At 58.8% G+C, this 17,038-nt stretch carries 16 protein-coding genes; 10 read left to right on the top strand and 6 right to left on the bottom strand.

Annotated elements, in window-relative coordinates; genetic code table 11:
• Nucleotides 1–54: 54 nt before the first annotated feature.
• The 3 genes from dinG to KJS47_RS03470 all read left to right on the top strand — a co-directional run bounded on the left by dinG (nt 55) and on the right by KJS47_RS03470 (nt 4,217).
• Nucleotides 55–2,913 carry an ATP-dependent DNA helicase DinG gene (gene dinG, locus KJS47_RS03480; RefSeq protein ID WP_213522810.1) on the top strand — a complete coding sequence of 953 codons (2,859 nt, stop codon included), beginning with the start codon at nt 55–57 and terminating at the stop codon, nt 2,911–2,913.
• Nucleotides 2,910–3,530 (top strand): redox-sensing transcriptional repressor Rex, encoded by a 621-nt coding sequence (locus tag KJS47_RS03475; RefSeq protein WP_213522809.1) that lies wholly within the window; start codon nt 2,910–2,912, stop codon nt 3,528–3,530. The genes dinG and KJS47_RS03475 overlap by 4 nt, the downstream gene beginning before the upstream one ends.
• Before the next feature lie 333 nt (nt 3,531–3,863).
• A complete protein-coding gene (locus KJS47_RS03470) occupies nt 3,864–4,217 on the top strand; it encodes a VOC family protein (protein WP_213522807.1) in 354 nt (117 codons plus the stop codon).
• Nucleotides 4,218–4,419: 202 nt separating this feature from the next.
• Here KJS47_RS03470 and KJS47_RS03465 read toward each other — a convergent pair whose 3' ends face one another.
• Nucleotides 4,420–5,040, bottom strand: coding sequence for a DUF47 domain-containing protein (locus KJS47_RS03465; protein ID WP_213522805.1), 621 nt, complete (start codon nt 5,038–5,040; stop codon nt 4,420–4,422).
• 235 nt (nt 5,041–5,275) lie between these two features.
• Here KJS47_RS03465 and KJS47_RS03460 point away from each other — a divergent pair, with 235 nt between their 5' ends.
• The 7 genes from KJS47_RS03460 (at nt 5,276) to KJS47_RS03430 (ending at nt 12,053) form a co-directional block, all read left to right on the top strand.
• Nucleotides 5,276–6,535, top strand: a complete 1,260-nt coding sequence (locus KJS47_RS03460) for an amidohydrolase (protein WP_213524946.1) — start codon at nt 5,276–5,278, stop codon at nt 6,533–6,535.
• 19 nt (nt 6,536–6,554) lie between these two features.
• The gene (locus tag KJS47_RS03455) at nt 6,555–7,052 is read left to right on the top strand and encodes a cell wall elongation regulator TseB-like domain-containing protein (RefSeq protein WP_213522803.1); all 498 of its coding nucleotides are present in this window, start codon (nt 6,555–6,557) and stop codon (nt 7,050–7,052) included.
• A gap of 215 nt (nt 7,053–7,267) precedes the next feature.
• A complete protein-coding gene (locus KJS47_RS03450; protein WP_249716084.1) occupies nt 7,268–7,711 on the top strand; it encodes a hypothetical protein in 444 nt (147 codons plus the stop codon).
• Nucleotides 7,704–9,203 carry an AAA family ATPase gene (locus tag KJS47_RS03445; protein WP_213522799.1) on the top strand — a complete coding sequence of 500 codons (1,500 nt, stop codon included), beginning with the start codon at nt 7,704–7,706 and terminating at the stop codon, nt 9,201–9,203. The genes KJS47_RS03450 and KJS47_RS03445 overlap by 8 nt, the downstream gene beginning before the upstream one ends.
• A 299-nt stretch (nt 9,204–9,502) precedes the next feature.
• Nucleotides 9,503–10,795, top strand: a complete 1,293-nt coding sequence (gene asnS, locus KJS47_RS03440; RefSeq protein ID WP_213522797.1) for an asparagine--tRNA ligase — start codon at nt 9,503–9,505, stop codon at nt 10,793–10,795.
• Nucleotides 10,796–10,829: 34 nt separating this feature from the next.
• Entirely contained in the window at nt 10,830–11,504 is a 675-nt protein-coding gene (locus KJS47_RS03435; protein ID WP_249716081.1) for a DnaD domain-containing protein, read from the top strand.
• Between the two features lie 66 nt (nt 11,505–11,570).
• Entirely contained in the window at nt 11,571–12,053 is a 483-nt protein-coding gene (locus KJS47_RS03430; RefSeq protein WP_213522795.1) for a MarR family winged helix-turn-helix transcriptional regulator, read from the top strand.
• Nucleotides 12,054–12,223: 170 nt separating this feature from the next.
• Here KJS47_RS03430 and mtnB read toward each other — a convergent pair whose 3' ends face one another.
• Genes mtnB through KJS47_RS03405 form a run of 5 tightly spaced genes read right to left on the bottom strand, consistent with a single transcriptional unit; the run spans nt 12,224 to nt 17,013 of the window.
• Nucleotides 12,224–12,862 (bottom strand): methylthioribulose 1-phosphate dehydratase, encoded by a 639-nt coding sequence (mtnB, locus tag KJS47_RS03425; RefSeq protein ID WP_213522793.1) that lies wholly within the window; start codon nt 12,860–12,862, stop codon nt 12,224–12,226.
• A complete protein-coding gene (locus tag KJS47_RS03420; protein WP_213522791.1) occupies nt 12,862–13,551 on the bottom strand; it encodes a 2-hydroxy-3-keto-5-methylthiopentenyl-1-phosphate phosphatase in 690 nt (229 codons plus the stop codon). The genes mtnB and KJS47_RS03420 overlap by 1 nt, the downstream gene beginning before the upstream one ends.
• The gene (locus tag KJS47_RS03415; RefSeq protein ID WP_213522789.1) at nt 13,548–14,798 is read right to left on the bottom strand and encodes a 2,3-diketo-5-methylthiopentyl-1-phosphate enolase; all 1,251 of its coding nucleotides are present in this window, start codon (nt 14,796–14,798) and stop codon (nt 13,548–13,550) included. The genes KJS47_RS03420 and KJS47_RS03415 overlap by 4 nt, the downstream gene beginning before the upstream one ends.
• A gap of 4 nt (nt 14,799–14,802) precedes the next feature.
• Nucleotides 14,803–15,726, bottom strand: coding sequence for a pyrroline-5-carboxylate reductase (gene proC / locus KJS47_RS03410; protein ID WP_213522788.1), 924 nt, complete (start codon nt 15,724–15,726; stop codon nt 14,803–14,805).
• A 39-nt stretch (nt 15,727–15,765) separates the two neighbouring features.
• Complete coding sequence (locus tag KJS47_RS03405; protein WP_213522786.1) at nt 15,766–17,013, bottom strand: glutamate-5-semialdehyde dehydrogenase; 1,248 nt, start codon at nt 17,011–17,013, stop codon at nt 15,766–15,768.
• Nucleotides 17,014–17,038 lie beyond the last annotated feature (25 nt).

Below are 17,038 nucleotides of genomic sequence, written 5' to 3'. Positions count from 1 at the left end.
CAGTCTGGTATGCTAAGAAAGCAGGCGCAAGGGAAGGGATGGAAACAAGGCGACATGAACTATGCCGTATTGGATTTCGAAACAACGGGAGGCCAGCCTGCGGACGAAATCATCCAGGTTGGTCTTATTCTTATAGAGGAACAACGTATCGTCGGGCGTTATGCATCGCTGGTGAAGCCATCGGTAGCCATACCGCCCTTTATCACCCAATTAACCGGCATTACGGACGAGATGGTCAAGGACGCTCCCGGGATCGACGAGGTGCTGATGGAGCTGCAGCCGATGCTTTACGACTGCGCGCTGGTGGCCCACAACGTCCATTTCGATCTAGGCTTTCTGCAACGGGCGCTCGATGCGAGCGGCTATATGCCGTTCTCCGGGCCGGTGCTCGACACGATCGACCTGCTGCGGATTCTGTATCCGACGATGGGAAGCCTTCAGCTGTCGAACGTCACGGACGCGCTGGGAATCCGGCACGAGCGCCCTCACCAGGCGGATTCGGACGCGGAGGCGACTGCCGAGATTTGGCTCCAGTGCCTTGGTCGCTTTGAGGAGCTGCCGCTTCTAGTCGTTCAGCGAATGGCGGCGATCTTCGAGAACGATTACGCGAACAGCGATCTGGCCTGGTTCCTGCAGGAAATGGCGGAGCGGGGGGAGAGTCTGGCGACCGGTGAGGAGGACGACCGCCGGTATTACCGGCAGTTCGCCCTGAACGTCGACGACTGGGGCGAGGAGAACGAGGAGGCCGTTCCGGTCGATCGCTCGGCCGCTCAAGTGCCGTTCGAGCAGTTCTACGAGGAAATCAAGAACCGGCTGCGGAGCAAGTTCGCCCAGTACGAGGACCGCGAGGCGCAGGAGATTATGCTGCGGGAAGTAGCGAGCTCGTTCGAGGAGGACAAGCATCTGCTGATCGAAGCGGGGACGGGAACAGGCAAGTCGCTCGGTTACTTGATCCCCTCGCTGTATCACGGCATCCGCGAGGACAAGAAGATCCTCGTCAGCACGCATACGATCAATCTGCAGGAGCAGCTGCAGGAGCGGGATTTGCCCATTCTGCAGGAGATCTTTCCGGTGCCGTTTCAGGCTGCCGTGCTCAAGGGCAGAAGCCATTATCTGTGTCTGCGCAAATTTGAGAACAAGGTCACGCTGGGCGACTATGTCTTCCCGAAGGATGACCGGATTACGGCGGCTCAGATGCTCGTCTGGCTCAGCGAAACGGCGAGGGGTGACGAGGAGGAGCTGCATCTGAACAGCGGCAAGGGGGCGGAATTCTGGCGTAGCGTCTCGAGCGACGCCGATTCGTGCCTGAACAAGGCTTGCCCTTGGTTCAAAAAGTGCTTCTACCACCGTGCCCGCCACCAGGCGAACAAAGCCGACGTGGTTATAACGAATCATTCCCTGCTCTTCACCGACGTGAAGGCCGAGCACAGGCTGCTGCCGGGCTACAAGCATCTCGTCGTCGACGAAGCCCACCACTTCGAGGAAGTGGCGAGCAAGCATATGGGGACGGAGGTCAGCTACCTGTCCTTCTTCAACACGCTGCTGTGGCTTTATAAGGATTCGCGAACCGGCCAGCTGCCGCAGCTGCGCATAAAGCTGCAGCAAGGAGAGGGAGAGGCGGGGGAGCGCACGTCCGCCTGGGGGGCCGTCATTGAGCGCGTCTATGAGCTGCTGACCGAGGTGCGGACCCAGTGGGACGAACTCACGGATGCTCTGTATTCGCTCATCGGCGGCCGTCAGGCGGATTCCAGCGAGACGGGGGGACTCGTGCTCCGGCTCAAGGGGGAGGCCCTTCCTGCGGAATGGACGCTGCTCGGCGGCATGGAGGACAACCTCTTCCTCCTGCTGACCGACGCGCTGCGCCAGCTCGAGCGATTGCTGCAGGAACTGAAGGACGTCCAGGACGAACTCGACATCAAGAGCCTCGTCACCGATCTGACCGGTACGCTCAAGGATTTGTACCGGCATCGCGACAACCTTCGTTTCTTCATGAAGCGGTCCGACGAGGATTACGTCTACTGGATGGAAGCGAGCCCGCAGTTCAAAGCCAAATCGCTTCATCTCATAGCCGTTCCGATGGACGTCAGTCCGTATCTGCAGCAATATTTCTTCGACGAGAAGGACAGCGTCGTCCTGACCTCCGCTACTCTATCCGTAGACAAGTCGTTCGACTATACAACGGATTCGATCGGACTCGCGAAGTCGGATAAGCTCAAGACGGTCATGCTGCCGTCTCCGTTCGATTACCGCAAGCAGGCGCTCGTCTGTATTCCGCGCGACTTCCCCAACATCAAAGGGGCGAGCGGCGAAGCGTATTTCGTCGACAAGCTGGTCCAGTCGCTCGCCGAGGTGGCGGAGACAACCAAGGGACGCATGCTCGTCCTCTTCACGTCCTACCGGATGCTTAAGCAGGCCTATCCCGAGCTGAAGGAGCGTTTGGCACCGCTCGGCATCCAGGTGCTGGGCCAGGGGATGGACAGCTTCAACCGGAGCAAGCTGACGCGCATGTTCCAGGACAGCGGTGCCGCCGTCCTGCTCGGCACAAGCAGCTTCTGGGAGGGCGTCGATATCCCAGGCGAGGCGCTCACGTGCCTGGCGATCGTCCGGCTGCCGTTTCAGCCGCCGAACCATCCGGTGGCCGAGGCGAAGAGCGAGAGCTTGAAGAAGCAGAACAAGAACCCGTTTCTGAAGCTCTCCGTGCCGCAGGCGGTCATCCGGTTCAAGCAGGGCTTCGGGCGGCTCGTGCGCAGCGCCAGCGACAAAGGAATCGTCCTGTTGTACGATACCCGGGTGATCGACACGAGCTACGGCAAATATTTTCTATACTCGCTTCCGGGGCCCAAGATCGAGCATATGCCGACCCATCAGATGGTGCCCCGGATCCGGCAATGGATGGAGGAAGGACAGGAATGAAGACGGAACGCATCTCAGAGGCAGTCGTGCGGCGGCTGCCGATTTACCTCCGTTTTTTAACAGAACTAAGCCGAATGAACGTCACGACGGTCTCTTCGCAGGAGCTTGGGAGCAAGCTGGATCTCAATCCGGCCCAAATCCGCAAGGATCTCGCGTACTTCGGGGAATTCGGGAAGAAGGGAATCGGCTACGACGTCGAATATTTGATCGAGAAGATCCGCCAAATTCTCAAGCTCGACAAGACGATCCAGGTCGTGCTCGTCGGAGCGGGCAACCTGGGGCGAGCCTTGTGCAACTATAATGCCTACAAGCAGGACCAAATGAAGATCTCCGCCGTCTTCGACGCGACGCCCGACAAGGTAGGGGCCAAGATCCACAATCTGGTCATCCAGCCGATGGACAAGCTGGCGGAGACGATCCGACAGGACAAGATCCGCATCGGCATCATTACCGTACCCGCTGCCGAGGCGCAGGGGGTGGCGGACCAATTCGTCGAGGCCGGCATCGAGGCGATATTGAACTTCGCTCCGGTCGTGCTCAAGGTGCCCTCCCATGTTAGGGTCCACCATACCGATTTTACGGCCGAGCTGCAAAGCCTCGCTTATTACCTGGACTAACGGCTGTTGGAGCGGGAGAGCCCCTCAGGATATCCTTGGACGGATGCGCCTAGGGGGAGAGCCGCCTGCGTAGGAGCCGCGGGGCTCCTACGTACGGCTGGTCCACTTTCATGCCAGCCTGGCCAAGAGACATCGTGACGCCCCATGAAGCAACCCCCTTTCTACCGACAGGATCCCCCTGTAGGCTAGGAGGGGGGTTTTTGTGATGCACGTGTCCGGATTTGACGGAGGAACCAATGTGGGATAATATGGAGGTCGTTAAGGGTCTCTTGATGGTGATTAGGCCTTTTCCCTGGGTATCGGTAAATAGGCGGATGTAAAGGAGGGCTACAGATGATTGTTAAACGGATCGTTCCCAATATTCATACGCCCGAGATGGAGAAAGCAAGAGCTTTCTATCAAGACGCTCTAGGTCTTACCCTATTGATGGACCACGGCTGGATAGCGACCTATGGTTCGAAGGAGTACAGCCAAGTTCAAATAAGCGTTGCCTCACAAGGAGGCTCCGGAACCGAGACGCCAGAGCTATCTATTGAAGTGGATGACATAGAGGAAGCTTACGAACGAATGCAGCAAGCCGGATTCCCCATTGTATATGGACCGGTGAATGAACCATGGGGGGTTCGTCGTTTTTTTGTCCGCGATCCCTATAATAAGCTAGTGAATATTCTTGCGCATATCAGCTAGTCGCGAAGAAAAGGGCGTAAAAAAAGGCGACCGTTCTCCGGTGGCACACCGAATCGCGGTCGTCGCATAAGATCTATGTAGCTGTCCACATGGGACCCGACACGGAAAGCCGGTTCTGGTCCGTCGTGAAGGAAGAAGGGGCGGCTGCGCTTCTCATGCGCAGCCGCCCCTTCTTTCTGTTATAGAGAGCTGGATGGCCGGATTAGCCGTAGCGCAGCACTACGCTCTCCAGTATGTTGGCTACATCCTCACAGGCGTCGGTCGTCTGCTCGAGCCGCTCGTACAGCTCCTTAAGCTTGAAATCGTGATAAGGATCCTTCGGATTAGTGAAGATGGTCCGGATCCCTTCCCTCATCAGCCGGTCGCCTTCGTTCTCGTCGCTGTTTATCGCTACCGTATGCTCGGAGATCTGGGCGAATTTCTTCTTCGTCAGAAGCTTGAAGGCATCCAGAATGTGCTGGCAGGAGGAGACGATGACGGCGGAGAAGTCCTTCATGAAGCTGTCCGTCGTTTCAATATTCAAGTAATCGAACCGGGCGATCGTCGCCTCGATCCCGTCGATGACATCGTCCACCTTCATGGCGAGCTCCATGATGTCTTCCCGATCGATCGGCGTAATGAAAACTTGGTTCAAGCCCTTGTAGATCGTATGGGTAATCTGGTCGCCTTTGTTCTCCAAATCCTTAAGCCGGCTGTAAAAAGCGGAAGGGGGAGCGGAACCTACTATCGCTTCCCGGAAGACGTGCGCCGCTTCCAGCGTGTTCTCGGCGGCCTCCACCAGGAGAGCCAGAAAATCGGCGTCCTTATTTTTGTTACCAAGCATGTTGTTATGGCCCCTTTCCTCGCGTTCAAAGACTGCAAGTCCTCCCATAAAAATAGCACATCGGACCGGAGAAAAGCAATGAAGCGTCGGATGCGCAAAAGGCCCGGTAGGCGGGCCGGGAACCGCCTTGATTTGGCATCCCGTTAGTTGTACTCTTGAGGAGAGGACTAATTTACATAAAGGAAGGAATCGTTCATTGTCGACCTTGCTGATTCAAAACGCAAAATTGCTGACGATGGATCCGGAGAACCCGTGGGTGGAAGGATCCATGCTCGTCGAAAACGGACGTATCGCTTATATCGGGCCGGATAAACCCGTTCAAGCGGACACAGTAAACGAAATCGTAGACGGCCGGAAAAAGCTGTTCATGCCCGGTCTCGTGAATACGCACGGCCATGCGGCCATGTCGCTTCTGCGCGGCATCGGCGACGACCTTGCGCTGCAGGTTTGGCTGCAGGAGAAGATGTGGCCGAATGAAGCCAAATTCGAAGCGGAGGACGTCCGCTGGGGAACTCTGCTCTCCATTCTCGAGATGGTCAAGGGCGGCACCACCTGCTTCGTGGATATGTATGACCATATGAACGAGGTTGCTCAGGCGGTCGAGCAGTCGGGCATGCGGGGCTGTCTGACCCGGGGCGTCATCGGGCTGTGCCCGCCCGAGGTGCAGGATGCCAAGCTGGCCGAAGCGAAGCAATTCGCCCGCGACTGGCACGGACAGGCGGACGGAAGGATCACCACGATGATCGCGCCTCATTCGCCATACACATGCCCGCCCGACTACATCGTTAAGCTGGTGGAGGCCGCTCACGAGCTGGATCTTCCGCTCCATACGCATATGTCGGAGACCGCTCGAGAGGTCGAAGAGAACGTCCAGCAGTACGGCCTTCGTCCGGTTGCCCATCTGGAGAAGCTGGGCGTCTTCAGCCGGCCGTGCCTCGTAGCTCACGGCGTCCATCTGAATGACGAGGAGATCGCGAAGCTGGCCGAGTATGATGTCCGGGTCTCGCATAACCCGGGCAGCAACCTCAAGCTGGCGAGCGGAGTGGCGCGGGTGCCCGAATTGCTGAAAGCCGGCGTTCTCGTGTCCCTCGGCACCGACGGGTCGGCGAGCAACAACAACCTCGACATGTTCGAGGAGATGCGGCTCGCCGCCCTCATCCATAAGGGAATGACGGGCGATCCGACCGCAGTGCCAGCCGGGGAGGCGCTCAAAATGGGAACGTCGGCCGGGGCCAAGTCGATCTGGCTCGACGACGTCGGCGTGCTCAAGGCGGGGGCCAAGGCCGATTTTATCGCGCTCGACATTGACCGGCCGCACTTCCAGCCGGCGTCCAATTACGCCTCGCATGTCGTCTATTCGGCGTCTGCACAGGACGTGACGGATGTCTACGTGGACGGCCGCGCGATTGTACGCGGCGGCGAATGCGTCACGCTCGACGAGGAAAAAATCAAAGCGGAATTCGGGAAACGATTCTCCTCGCTGATGAACCGGTAAGAGGAGGGAGCGACAAGAGATGCGAGTACTGACCAGGAAGCGTGTCGGATGGACGCTCAGCGTCATCGCCGCCGCCTGTCTCGTCTTCGTCTTCCGGTATTACACCGTCATCCAGGCGGAGGAAGAAGCCGTGCTGAATCAGGCGGCCGAGAGGGCCAGGCAGGCGGGGCACGTCACGACGGTCACCAAGCTCCAGCCCTACACGGGGGACGAGCCGTACACGGTTGTGTTCGGGAAGAACGCCGAGGACCAGGAAGTTATCGTATGGGTGTCGGAAGGCGAGATGATTGCAAAACCCGCGTCCGAAGGGGTAACCTCGCAAATGGCGCAGACGGCCACCAAGGCCAAGGGAGCGGACGTGGAGGTGCTTCGGGTAAGCGCCGGCCGTACAGGCGGCGTCCTCGTTTGGGAAGTGTTTTATAAGCGTCCGGAAGCGGGCGGGGAGAGATACTACTACGACTTTTACCATTTCGAAGACGGATCTCCGATCGATACTTACAAACTAAGCGTACGTTAATCGGGGGAAGCCGTCTTGGAGCAATCTGGGGCGGCTTTCCTTTTCTTCACACTTTATTCTAACATTCGTGATATATTCTGTGATATACTGTCTATATATCATAGAGGATAGAAAGGTGGGTGGCGATGAAGCTGCGATTGTTGCCAATCTTACTGACTGTAGCTTGTTCGAGCGTCCTGTTGTTTGGTGGCTGGTTCGTTTATCGGAGCTATGCGATGGAAACACCCTTGACGCAGATCGTCTCCGAGGCACCCGGAGTAGAGAATGTAACGATGGATTTAACGAATGAATCCGTTCATATAAACTTGAAGTTGAACGAGCAGGCAAACCTGCGTGAGCTGTACCAGAAGCTGGAACAAGAGGGAGCCGGAATCATCGGCAAGCGCAACCTGGACGTGAAGATCACGAACGAATCCTCTCCGGAGCTGGAGAAGTGGTGGTCGGTCGTACTATTCGACATCGCCCAAGCGATGGAGACGCGCCAATACGCCCAGATTCCGCAGACGCTTGCGGACAAAGCGGCGAGCCTGCCCGGCCTGAAGACCGAATCCGAGATGGATGCGAAGAATGTGTATATTGAGCTCACCTACAACGGCAAAAGCAAGTTCATCATATTGCCTAGGGTCTCGGCTAAGATAGGGGTGTGGCCTAATGAGTAAATACGGGAAGGAAATTCTGATCGGCATCGTTCCCGTTGTGCTGCTGTTTCTTGCGTTTCTCGGTCTTAATATCATTCCCATTCTGATGGTCGCTATTATCGCCGTTTCCTTGTTGTATGTGGCACGCCCCAAAATGAATATGGACACCAAGGCGGACCGCACCAAAAACGTCCGCAAGCCGGCCCCCCTGTCGTTCGACCAGATCGGAGGGCAGGACCGCGCCAAACACGAACTCAAGGAAGCGCTCGAATTCATTATCAAGCAGGACGATATTAAAAAATTCGGCATCCGTCCGCTGAAGGGCATTCTGCTGACGGGACCTCCCGGAACGGGCAAGACGCTGATGGCTAAAGCTGCCGCGCATTACACGAACTCGGTCTTCGTAGCCGCTTCGGGTAGTGAGTTTGTCGAGATGTACGTAGGGGTAGGCGCGAGCCGGATCCGCGATCTATTCAAGAAAGCGAGAACGATGGCTCAGAAGGAAAACAAGGAAAGCGCCGTCGTCTTCATTGACGAAATTGATGTCATCGGCGGCAAGCGCGACGGCGGCCAGCACCGCGAGTACGATCAGACGCTGAACCAGCTGCTGACCGAGATGGACGGCATCCATACGTCGGATACGCCGCGCATTCTAATCGTCGCGGCGACGAACCGCAAGGAAATGCTGGATCCGGCGCTTCTGCGGCCGGGCCGGTTCGACCGTCACATTCAGGTCGATCTACCGGACAAGAAGGGCCGGCTGCACATCCTGAATATTCATGCGAAGAACAAGCCGCTGGCCGACGAGGTCAATCTCGAGAAGATTGCCGAGGAATCGTTCCAATTCTCTGGCGCGCAGCTGGAGAGCGTTATGAACGAGGCGGCAATCTACGCGATGCGCGACCAGGCCGAGAAGATCGAGCAGCGGCATCTGACGCTCGCGATCGACAAGGTAATGATGGGCGAGAAAACCGACCGCGAGACGAGCCGGGAGGAACGCGAGCGCGTTGCCTACCACGAGCTCGGCCATGCGATTATGGCCGAGGTGGTCAAGCCTGGAACCGTATCTCAGGTTTCGCTCAGCCCCCGTGGTCCGGCGCTCGGCTTCGTACGTCACAACCCGCAGGACGACCAATACCTCTACACCAAAGAGTACTTGGAAGAGCGGATTATGATCGCGCTCGGCGGCGCAGTCGCCGAAGAAATGTTCTACGGCAACCGGAGCACGGGCTCGCGCAATGACTTCGAGCAGGCGTTGAACCTCGTTAAGATGATGATGGACTCCGGGTTGACTAGTCTTGGCATCGTCGACCGCGAAATGGTGACAAAGGAAGAACTGATGAAGGCGAATGCCTCCATCCTCGACAGCCTCACCGCGCGGACGCGCGAAGTGCTCGAATCGTACCGTTCCGTCTTTATCCAGTCGCTCGGCATTTTGCTGAAGGAAGAAGTGCTCTCCGGGGACCAATTCCGCAATCTGCTGGCGATCTTGAAGCAGCGCAGCTCCGCATAAGCAGGACAAGCAGTCTTTGCTGCCGGCGGGATAGCTGCACCTGCGCGATGCTCTAACAGCCTTAGTTTGGGTGACCCCGAGCTAAGGCTGTTTTTTTGCCCAGAGCGTGGTGTTCGGCGTCATAGGAGGAGATCCATCACCTCCTGCTAGCCCGCGGGGACGGAACCGGCCGGATCGCTTAACCGCTTCGGAGCAGCGGTGGAAGGAATGTCCGGTTCTTCATGCAAAAAGTCTGCAAACATAGTACAATAAAGACTCCCGGGTTACGGGCAGTTTGAGGACAAAGGAAGGATGCAGGCATGAACAAAAGCACCATTCGCGAAGTCAGCAGCCACGTCGGGCAAACCGTCACGATCGGCTGCTGGCTAAACAATAAACGGAAAAGCGGCAAGATCCAATTTTTGCAGCTCCGGGACGGCTCCGGCTACATCCAGGGCGTGCTGGTCAAGAGCGAGGTGACGCCGGAGGTATGGGAGGCGGCAGCCAATCTGACCCAGGAATCGTCTCTGTACGTCACGGGCGTCGTGAACGAGGACACGCGCAGTCAGAGCGGCTATGAGCTTAGTATTACTGGTATCGAGCCGATCCAGATTGCACACGATTACCCGATCACCCCCAAGGAGCATGGCGTCGATTTCCTGATGGATCATCGTCATCTGTGGCTTCGCGCGCCTAGACAGCGGGCGATCCTCATTATCCGCTCCCAGATTATCCGGGCGGTTCAGCAGTTCTTCGATGACCGCGGCTTCCACCTCGTGGATCCGCCTATTCTGACGCCATCCTCCTGCGAAGGCACGACGAACCTGTTCCATACCAAATATTTCGAAGAGGACGCCTACCTGACCCAAAGCGGGCAGCTCTATATGGAAGCCGCCGCCATGGCGCTGGGCAAGGTTTACTCTTTCGGCCCGACCTTCCGTGCCGAGAAGTCCAAGACGCGGCGGCATCTGATCGAATTCTGGATGATCGAGCCGGAGATGGCGTTCGTCAATCACGATGAAAGCCTCAAAGTTCAGGAGGAGTTCATCGCCTACGTCGTACAGTCGGTTCTTGAGAACTGCAAGCATGAGCTTGAGACGATCGGGCGCGACGTGTCCAAGCTGGAAAAGATCCAAGCGCCGTTCCCGCGGATTTCGTACGACGACGCGATCAAATTCCTGCAGGAAAACGGACACGAGATTCAGTGGGGCGAAGACTTCGGAGCTCCGCACGAAACGGCGATCGCCGAATCCTACGAAAAGCCGGTCTTCATCACGAAGTACCCGGCGGCGATCAAGGCGTTCTACATGAAGCCGGATCCGGAGCGTCCGGAGGTTGTGCTCTGTGCGGATATGATCGCGCCGGAGGGCTACGGCGAGATCATCGGCGGCAGCCAGCGGATCGACGACCCGCAGCTTATGGAGGAGCGTTTCCGGGAGCATGAGCTGTCCGAAGAGGCATACCAATGGTATATGGATCTGCGCAAATACGGAAGCGTGCCGCATTCGGGCTTCGGCCTCGGCCTGGAGCGGACGGTTGCCTGGATCTGCGGTCTCGACCATGTTCGCGAGACCATACCGTTCCCACGCCTGCTGTACCGGTTGTATCCGTAATGCGTACGGAACAAGCGGGGAACGGGGTGGTGCTTTGAAGAAGCAGGAGGAATGGAAACGGCTGGAGGATGGGATGCTGGGAGCGTTGCGGGAAGGGACGCAGCCGGTCCCCTATCTGTTCCTGAAGCTCTATCCCTCTCTGAAGCTGAATGAAACCGAAGCGATGCTGATTATTCAGCTGATGGCGTTTTTGGACAAAGACAAGCTCGAATTTCCGACGATTGAGCAGATCCAGGGTCGGATGGCGGCTACGCCCGAGCAGGTCATCAAGACGCTTCAGAAGCTGCTGAAGAGCGGCTGGATTAGCATTGACGAGCAGATCGATCTGGTCTCGGGCGTCCAGTCCGAGCGCTACAATCTGGACGGGGTATACCGGAAGCTCGCCGAGGCATGGGCGGACCGGGAACGCCGTGCGGCGGAGCAGGACAAGCAGGCGGCCGCGGAGACCGACGCCAAGGATATTTTCTCGATCTTCGAGAAGGAATTCGGCCGGCCCCTGACCCCGATGGAGCTGGAGACGATTGCCGGGTGGCTGGACCAGGACAGCTACAAGCAGGAGCTGATTTTGGCCGCGCTGAAGGAAGCCGTCTTCGCGGGCAAGGTACACTTCCGCTATATCGACCGCATACTGCTGGAATGGAGCCGAAACCGCATCTATTCGGTCGAGCAGGCGAAGGAGCACGCCCAACGGTTCCGGACCGGCCGCTAGAGGGACCGGTCAAGAGAGACCTAGCAGCTAAGTAGCGTACCCGGCGGCATTCCGGCATAACGCCCGGTGGACGGCGAGGAGGCTGGGCCAGGGCAAGGGAGGCTGAACGATATATCCAAGCGTGAGGAGATCAACCAACTGGAGGAAGTGTTCCGGCGCTTCCAAAAGAACATAAACGGCGTGTGGAACAAGCGGGGCATCCATATCTCGCGGACGAATGTCATCCTGCTCAACAGGCTGCAGACGGAAGGCCCGCAAAAAATTTCCGCGCTCGCAGAGCATCTATGTATCACCTCCGGCGCCGTCACCGGCATATCGGACAAATTGATCGAAGCCGGATTGGCTGAACGTTCCCGCTCCGCCGAGGATCGCCGGATCGTATACCTCGGCATTACGGAGAAGGGAAGGGAAATCCTCGTGGAGCTCAAGGAGCGCCGGCAGACGCTGCTCAATGACCTGTTCGGAGATATTCCCCAGGAGGACATCCAGCATCTCATCGAGCTTTTCCGGCATCTGTCGGACAAGGCGGAGAAGCTGACCGGTGAGTAGGCGAGGCATGAGCTTGTAAACGAATGAACGATAGCAACGCAAAAAAAAAACACCCTGAAGGGGCCGATGGCGCTGACCCTGCAGGGTGTTTGTCGTTTGAAGCGGGATTTACGTTCTCCGGCATGCTAGGAAACGCTCTGAGCCGCATGAGGCGGACAGGCGCAGGCAGATTAACGTCCGAGCAGCCGCGTCCGGTACGTATGCTCGAACAGAAACTCGAACGCTTCGAGGTGGCGTTTGGCTTCGAACGCGTTGGCTCCCCACGCATAGATGCCGTGATTGCGCAGCACGATGCCGGGGACGCGGGGCACGATCGCCTCGGCTACCAGCTCGGCTATGCGCGGAATTTCCGCATAATTCGGAAGCACCGGGACGGTGATGCGGGCGTCCTCCTCCCAGATATTCAACGCTTTGATCAGTTCGACGCCCTGGATGGGAATAGCTCCTTCGTCCCCAAACAGATCGGAGACGATGTTATTGTAAACGGTATGGACGTGGAAGATCGCGCCACAGCCCGTCGCCTTATAAATCTCACAATGAATGAGTGTCTCAGCCGAAGGCTTGAGCGAGGTCGCTTCCACCGGTTGGCCGTTCTCGTCCACCATGAGATAATCCTCCGCAGTATGAACGGACTTGTCCTTGCCGCTTGCCGTTACTGCGAATCGGAATTGACCGTCCAGAACGGGACCGACGCGGACGGAGAGATTGCCGCTTGTCGCGGGGAACCAGCCGCGCGAGGCGAGGAGCTCCTTGATCTCCATAAGCTCTCCGAATGCGCGCTGCCGGTCCTCCAGCAGATAAACAGACATCAGAATACCTCCTTGGCGAGCAATTGGTCAAGCTGGCGGATGACATCATGAAACGTCTCGTAGCCCATATAGGGCATACCCAGCGACCGGCATTCCTCGGCGAGATGCGAGCGGGCGAAGATGTAGTCCACCTGCTTGGAGCCCGGGAAGTCGCTTATGCTGTCGCCGATCATGAATTTCACGTACCGGGCGGACGGGTAGGAGCGGATGATCGTCGTTTTGCACATGCCGCAGCCGCCGTTATTGTCGCATTCCTCATCGCAAGGATGGGGCCAGGTTACCTTGATATGCTCGCCCGAAAAATCGCTCGCATTGCAGTAGATCTGCTCGGGTTTGAGATCGAACGGCTCGAGGGCGGGCAGCAGGAAGAAGTCGATGCCTCCGCTCGTCACGAGAAAGTCGATGTCCTTCTCTTTGCAGTAAGCGAGCAGCTCCGGGAAGCCCTCGCGGATCCGGATGCTTGCTTTGGCGAAGGCGACGATCTCTTCTTTTTGGTCAGAGCGAAGAAGTGCGAACATGCGGCCGACCCCTTCGCGGACGGACATTTCCCGCCGGGTGACCTGCGCCATCAGCTTCTCGTAGCCTGGCGGGTGAAAGTGCTTCATGATCTCCACAATGTTGTCGTTCACCGTAATCGTCCCGTCGAAGTCGCAAAAGACGATCGGCTTTTTGCCGGATCGTGTCGTCATTCCTTCACCCCCCATGCGTCGATTGCAGCCTGCAGCTCCGGGTGGCTTGCAGCGTAATCGGCAAGCCGGACGCCCTGCATTGTAGCGTCGATCGCTTGGCGGAAGGCTCGACCGCCGGCGGCTGCGCCCATCGGATGGCCGTGCACGCCGCCCCCCGCGTTCACCACGACGTCATGGCCGAAATCGCGGAGAATCCACGGCACGAGGCCGGGATGGATGCCGGCGGACGGAACCGGAAAGCTTGTCCGCAGGGACAGTCCATCTGGGCTCTCGGCCGATCGGTAATCGGCGTTTCCGTCTGTCGTCACCAAGGCATGTCGAATCGCCAGATTTTCCTCCAGAGGCATAACGACTGAGCCGTAAGGGGACGGGAACAACACGAGGTCCGCGCCGGCGAGGCGCATCAGCTTGCCGAGCAGGACGGAAGCCGCAATCCCGTAATAGCGGGACGGATAGAAGGCGCCGGACATCGCCGGATGCGCCGCAATCGGCACCTGAATATCGGGATGCGAGCTTAACTCATGCAGCACGTCGAGCCCGTAGGCGAGTACGTTGAAGAGAAGGGCATTCGCGCCGAGAGAGACGGCTTCCCGCGCCCGGTCCACCAGGCCGGAGGTCGGGCCGGTCAGGTTGACCGCGTACAGAACCGTCTGGCCGGTTTGCTCGTACGTTTGGCGGACGACATCCATGCAGGCCGGCACCCGGACGCTGATTGGCGTAAGCGGGTTCTCGAACAGGATTTCATCGTCCTTGATCAGATCTACGCCGCCCTGCGCCTGGCGGGCGAATTGCTCCACCAGGCCGGCGCGGTCGTGGCCGATGACGGACTTGAAGATACTCATCAAGAGCGGCCGGTCATGGACGCCGACGAGCTCGCGGACCCCTTCGATGCCGAAGCGGGGACCGGGAAACGCCGACAGGAATGCGTCCGAGAACTTGAGATCGATCAACTTGATCTTGCCGTCCATCGAGAGCTTGCCGAAGACGGTCACGAGCAGGGCGGGCAGATCGCGGCTAAAATTGACGTCAGGATAGGCGATGGTCAGATCGCCGTACCGCTCGCCGTCCGGGGACCGGTGCTCCTGCACGTCGAGCACGCGGCCAAGATACGGCTGCATGGCCGCCTTGCGCGCTTCCGGCAGCTCCGTCCAGCTGCCGACGGTCAGGCCGACGGCGATACCGGCGGCTTTTTTGGCGAAATCGGCTGTCTCGTCGTAACACCGATAAGTCGCTACACAATAGGACATGGGATCACCTCTTTCCGCCGTCGTGGCCGGATCCGACGATTGATGCCGCATTCCCGGCCGCCTCGGCTTTGTCGGTAAGCAGCTGGACGGACAGCGCCTCTCCCAGCTCCTTGGCGCGTTCCGCGCTTCGCATGGCCGCCTTGCGGACCGCCTCGAGGAATTGGTAGCTGTCGAGCGTGTCGATCGCTGCCTGCGTCGTGCCGTTCGGGGATGTCACCTTGCGGCGCAGCTCCGCCGGATTCTCGCCGGTCGTCTCGACCATGCGGGCGGCGCCGAGCACGGTCTGCACCGTCAGACGGCGCGCCTCTTCCTCGGGCAAGCCGCCGCGGACGCCCGCGCCGATCAGCGCCTCCATCATGTAATAGATGTAGGCGGGACCGCTGCCGGAGACGCCGGTCACGATATCGAGCTGCTGCTCCTCCACGACGGCCGTCATACCGGTGGTCTTGAATACGGCGAGTGCCAGCTCGCGCTGGGCTTCGGTCACCGAGGACGAGAAGCTGATGCCGGTGGCGCCAAGGCCGATCGTGCTGGACGTATTCGGCATTGTGCGGACGATCGGCATGCCTTCGGGAACGAGCGCGGCAATGGTCGCCATCGTAAGGCCGGCGATCACCGACACGAGCAGCTGGGAGGAGCGCAGATGGCCCTTCAGCTCGGCGAGCGCGGCCGCGACGTCCTTGGGCTTCATGCTGAGGACAACGATGTCCGCTTGCTGCAGGAAGTCGATCGTCGCGTCCAGGCCGCAGCCTGTCCGGATGCCGAACCGGGAGGCAAGCTCGGCGGCCTTGTCCCGGTTGGTGCGGGTTGTGGCGAGGATGGTGCCGGCGGTGAACAAAGGCCCCTTGACGAGGCCTCGGATGATGGCTTCGGCCATCGAGCCGGCACCGATAAACAAGATGGTAGGTTGGTCTTTGGTTGTCAGCATAGCTCCTCCATATCCCTATCCGATTCCGGACGGCGTCGATTACTCTCTAATTTGTCCGGTGCCGTAGACATAATATTTGGTTGACGTAAGAGCGGGCAGGCCCATCGGCCCGCGGACGTGCAGCTTCTGCGTGCTAATGCCGATTTCGGCGCCGAAGCCGAATTCGCCTCCGTCGGTAAACCGTGTAGAGGCGTTCACATACACCGCCGCCGCATCCACTTCGTTCAGGAACCGCTCCGCGTTGCGGCGGTCCTCCGTCACGATGCACTCCGAATGCATGGTTCCGTATGTACGGATGTGGGCGAGCGCCTCCTCGAGCTGGGAGACGACCTTTACATTGAGAATATAATCGTTATATTCGGTGGCATAATCCTGCTCAGTCGCTTCTTTCGCGTTCGGAACGAGCTCTCTCGTCCTTGGGCAGCCCCGGAGCTCCACGCCGGCGGCGGACAATTTGTCCGCGAGGGCCGTCAGATGCGGGCCGGCAAAATCCTCAATGACGAGCAGCGTCTCCATGGAATTGCAGACCGAGGGACGCTGCACCTTCGCATTCAGGGCGATCCGCTCCGCCATGTCGGGATCCGCCGAGGCGTCGATGTACGTATGGCAGATGCCGGCTCCCGTCTCGATCACCGGCACCGTCGCATTGCGGACGACATTCTGGATGAGCGAGGCGCCGCCGCGCGGAATGATGACATCCAGCAGCCCGTTCAGCTGCAGCATCTCATCGACGGACGAACGGTCCGAGCTGGTAACAAGTTGGATGGCATCGGCAGGGACTTGAGTGGACGCCAGAGCATCGCGGAGAATCTCGACGATCCGCCGGTTCGAGGACAGAGCATCGCGTCCGCCTCTCAGCAGTACCGCATTGCCGGTTTTGAGGCACAGGCCGACCGCATCTACCGTCACATTGGGGCGCGCTTCGTAGATGATGCCGATGAGGCCGAGCGGCACCCGGATTTTATGGATGAGCAGGCCGTTTGGCCGCTGGATCTCCTCAAGCTTGTCGCCTACCGGGTCAGGCAGCTTGACGATGTCCCGCAGCCCGTCCGCCATCGAGGCGATCCGGTTCTCGTTCAGCTCGAGACGGTCGAGGAGAGACGAGCTCATTCCGTTCTCCCGGCCGCGCCTCAGGTCCTCCTTGTTCGCAGCGAGGAGAGACTCCTGCTCGCGGACCAGCGCGTCCGCCATCGCGGACAGCGCTTCGTTCTTCTCCTCGGTTGTGAGTGTACCGAGCAGCGTGGTCGTTAGTTTGGCGCGTTCGGCCAGCTGTTTCACTTCGCTCATTCGTCTACGCCCTCCCATGGTATGG

The sequence above is a fragment of the Paenibacillus sp. J31TS4 genome, assembly GCF_018403265.1.
GTDB lineage: Bacteria > Bacillota > Bacilli > Paenibacillales > NBRC-103111 > J31TS4.
The sequence above is the reverse complement of the archived record's forward strand: the minus strand, read 5'-3'. Positions and strand labels throughout refer to the sequence as shown.

What these genes read in the sequence shown, in the direction of transcription:
- KJS47_RS03415 (WP_213522789.1), bottom strand. Translation starts at nt 14,798, where the DNA reads ATGTCCTATTGTGTAGCGACTTATCGGTGTTACGACGAGACAGCCGAT.
- KJS47_RS03460 (WP_213524946.1), top strand. Translation starts at nt 5,276, where the DNA reads ATGGATCCGGAGAACCCGTGGGTGGAAGGATCCATGCTCGTCGAAAAC.
- KJS47_RS03475 (WP_213522809.1), top strand. Translation starts at nt 2,910, where the DNA reads ATGAAGACGGAACGCATCTCAGAGGCAGTCGTGCGGCGGCTGCCGATT.
- proC (WP_213522788.1), bottom strand. Translation starts at nt 15,726, where the DNA reads ATGCTGACAACCAAAGACCAACCTACCATCTTGTTTATCGGTGCCGGC.
- asnS (WP_213522797.1), top strand. Translation starts at nt 9,503, where the DNA reads ATGAACAAAAGCACCATTCGCGAAGTCAGCAGCCACGTCGGGCAAACC.
- KJS47_RS03450 (WP_249716084.1), top strand. Translation starts at nt 7,268, where the DNA reads ATGGAAACACCCTTGACGCAGATCGTCTCCGAGGCACCCGGAGTAGAG.
- KJS47_RS03445 (WP_213522799.1), top strand. Translation starts at nt 7,704, where the DNA reads ATGAGTAAATACGGGAAGGAAATTCTGATCGGCATCGTTCCCGTTGTG.
- mtnB (WP_213522793.1), bottom strand. Translation starts at nt 12,862, where the DNA reads ATGTCTGTTTATCTGCTGGAGGACCGGCAGCGCGCATTCGGAGAGCTT.
- KJS47_RS03465 (WP_213522805.1), bottom strand. Translation starts at nt 5,040, where the DNA reads ATGCTTGGTAACAAAAATAAGGACGCCGATTTTCTGGCTCTCCTGGTG.
- KJS47_RS03455 (WP_213522803.1), top strand. Translation starts at nt 6,555, where the DNA reads ATGCGAGTACTGACCAGGAAGCGTGTCGGATGGACGCTCAGCGTCATC.
- KJS47_RS03405 (WP_213522786.1), bottom strand. Translation starts at nt 17,013, where the DNA reads ATGAGCGAAGTGAAACAGCTGGCCGAACGCGCCAAACTAACGACCACG.
- KJS47_RS03470 (WP_213522807.1), top strand. Translation starts at nt 3,864, where the DNA reads ATGATTGTTAAACGGATCGTTCCCAATATTCATACGCCCGAGATGGAG.
- dinG (WP_213522810.1), top strand. Translation starts at nt 55, where the DNA reads ATGAACTATGCCGTATTGGATTTCGAAACAACGGGAGGCCAGCCTGCG.
- KJS47_RS03420 (WP_213522791.1), bottom strand. Translation starts at nt 13,551, where the DNA reads ATGACGACACGATCCGGCAAAAAGCCGATCGTCTTTTGCGACTTCGAC.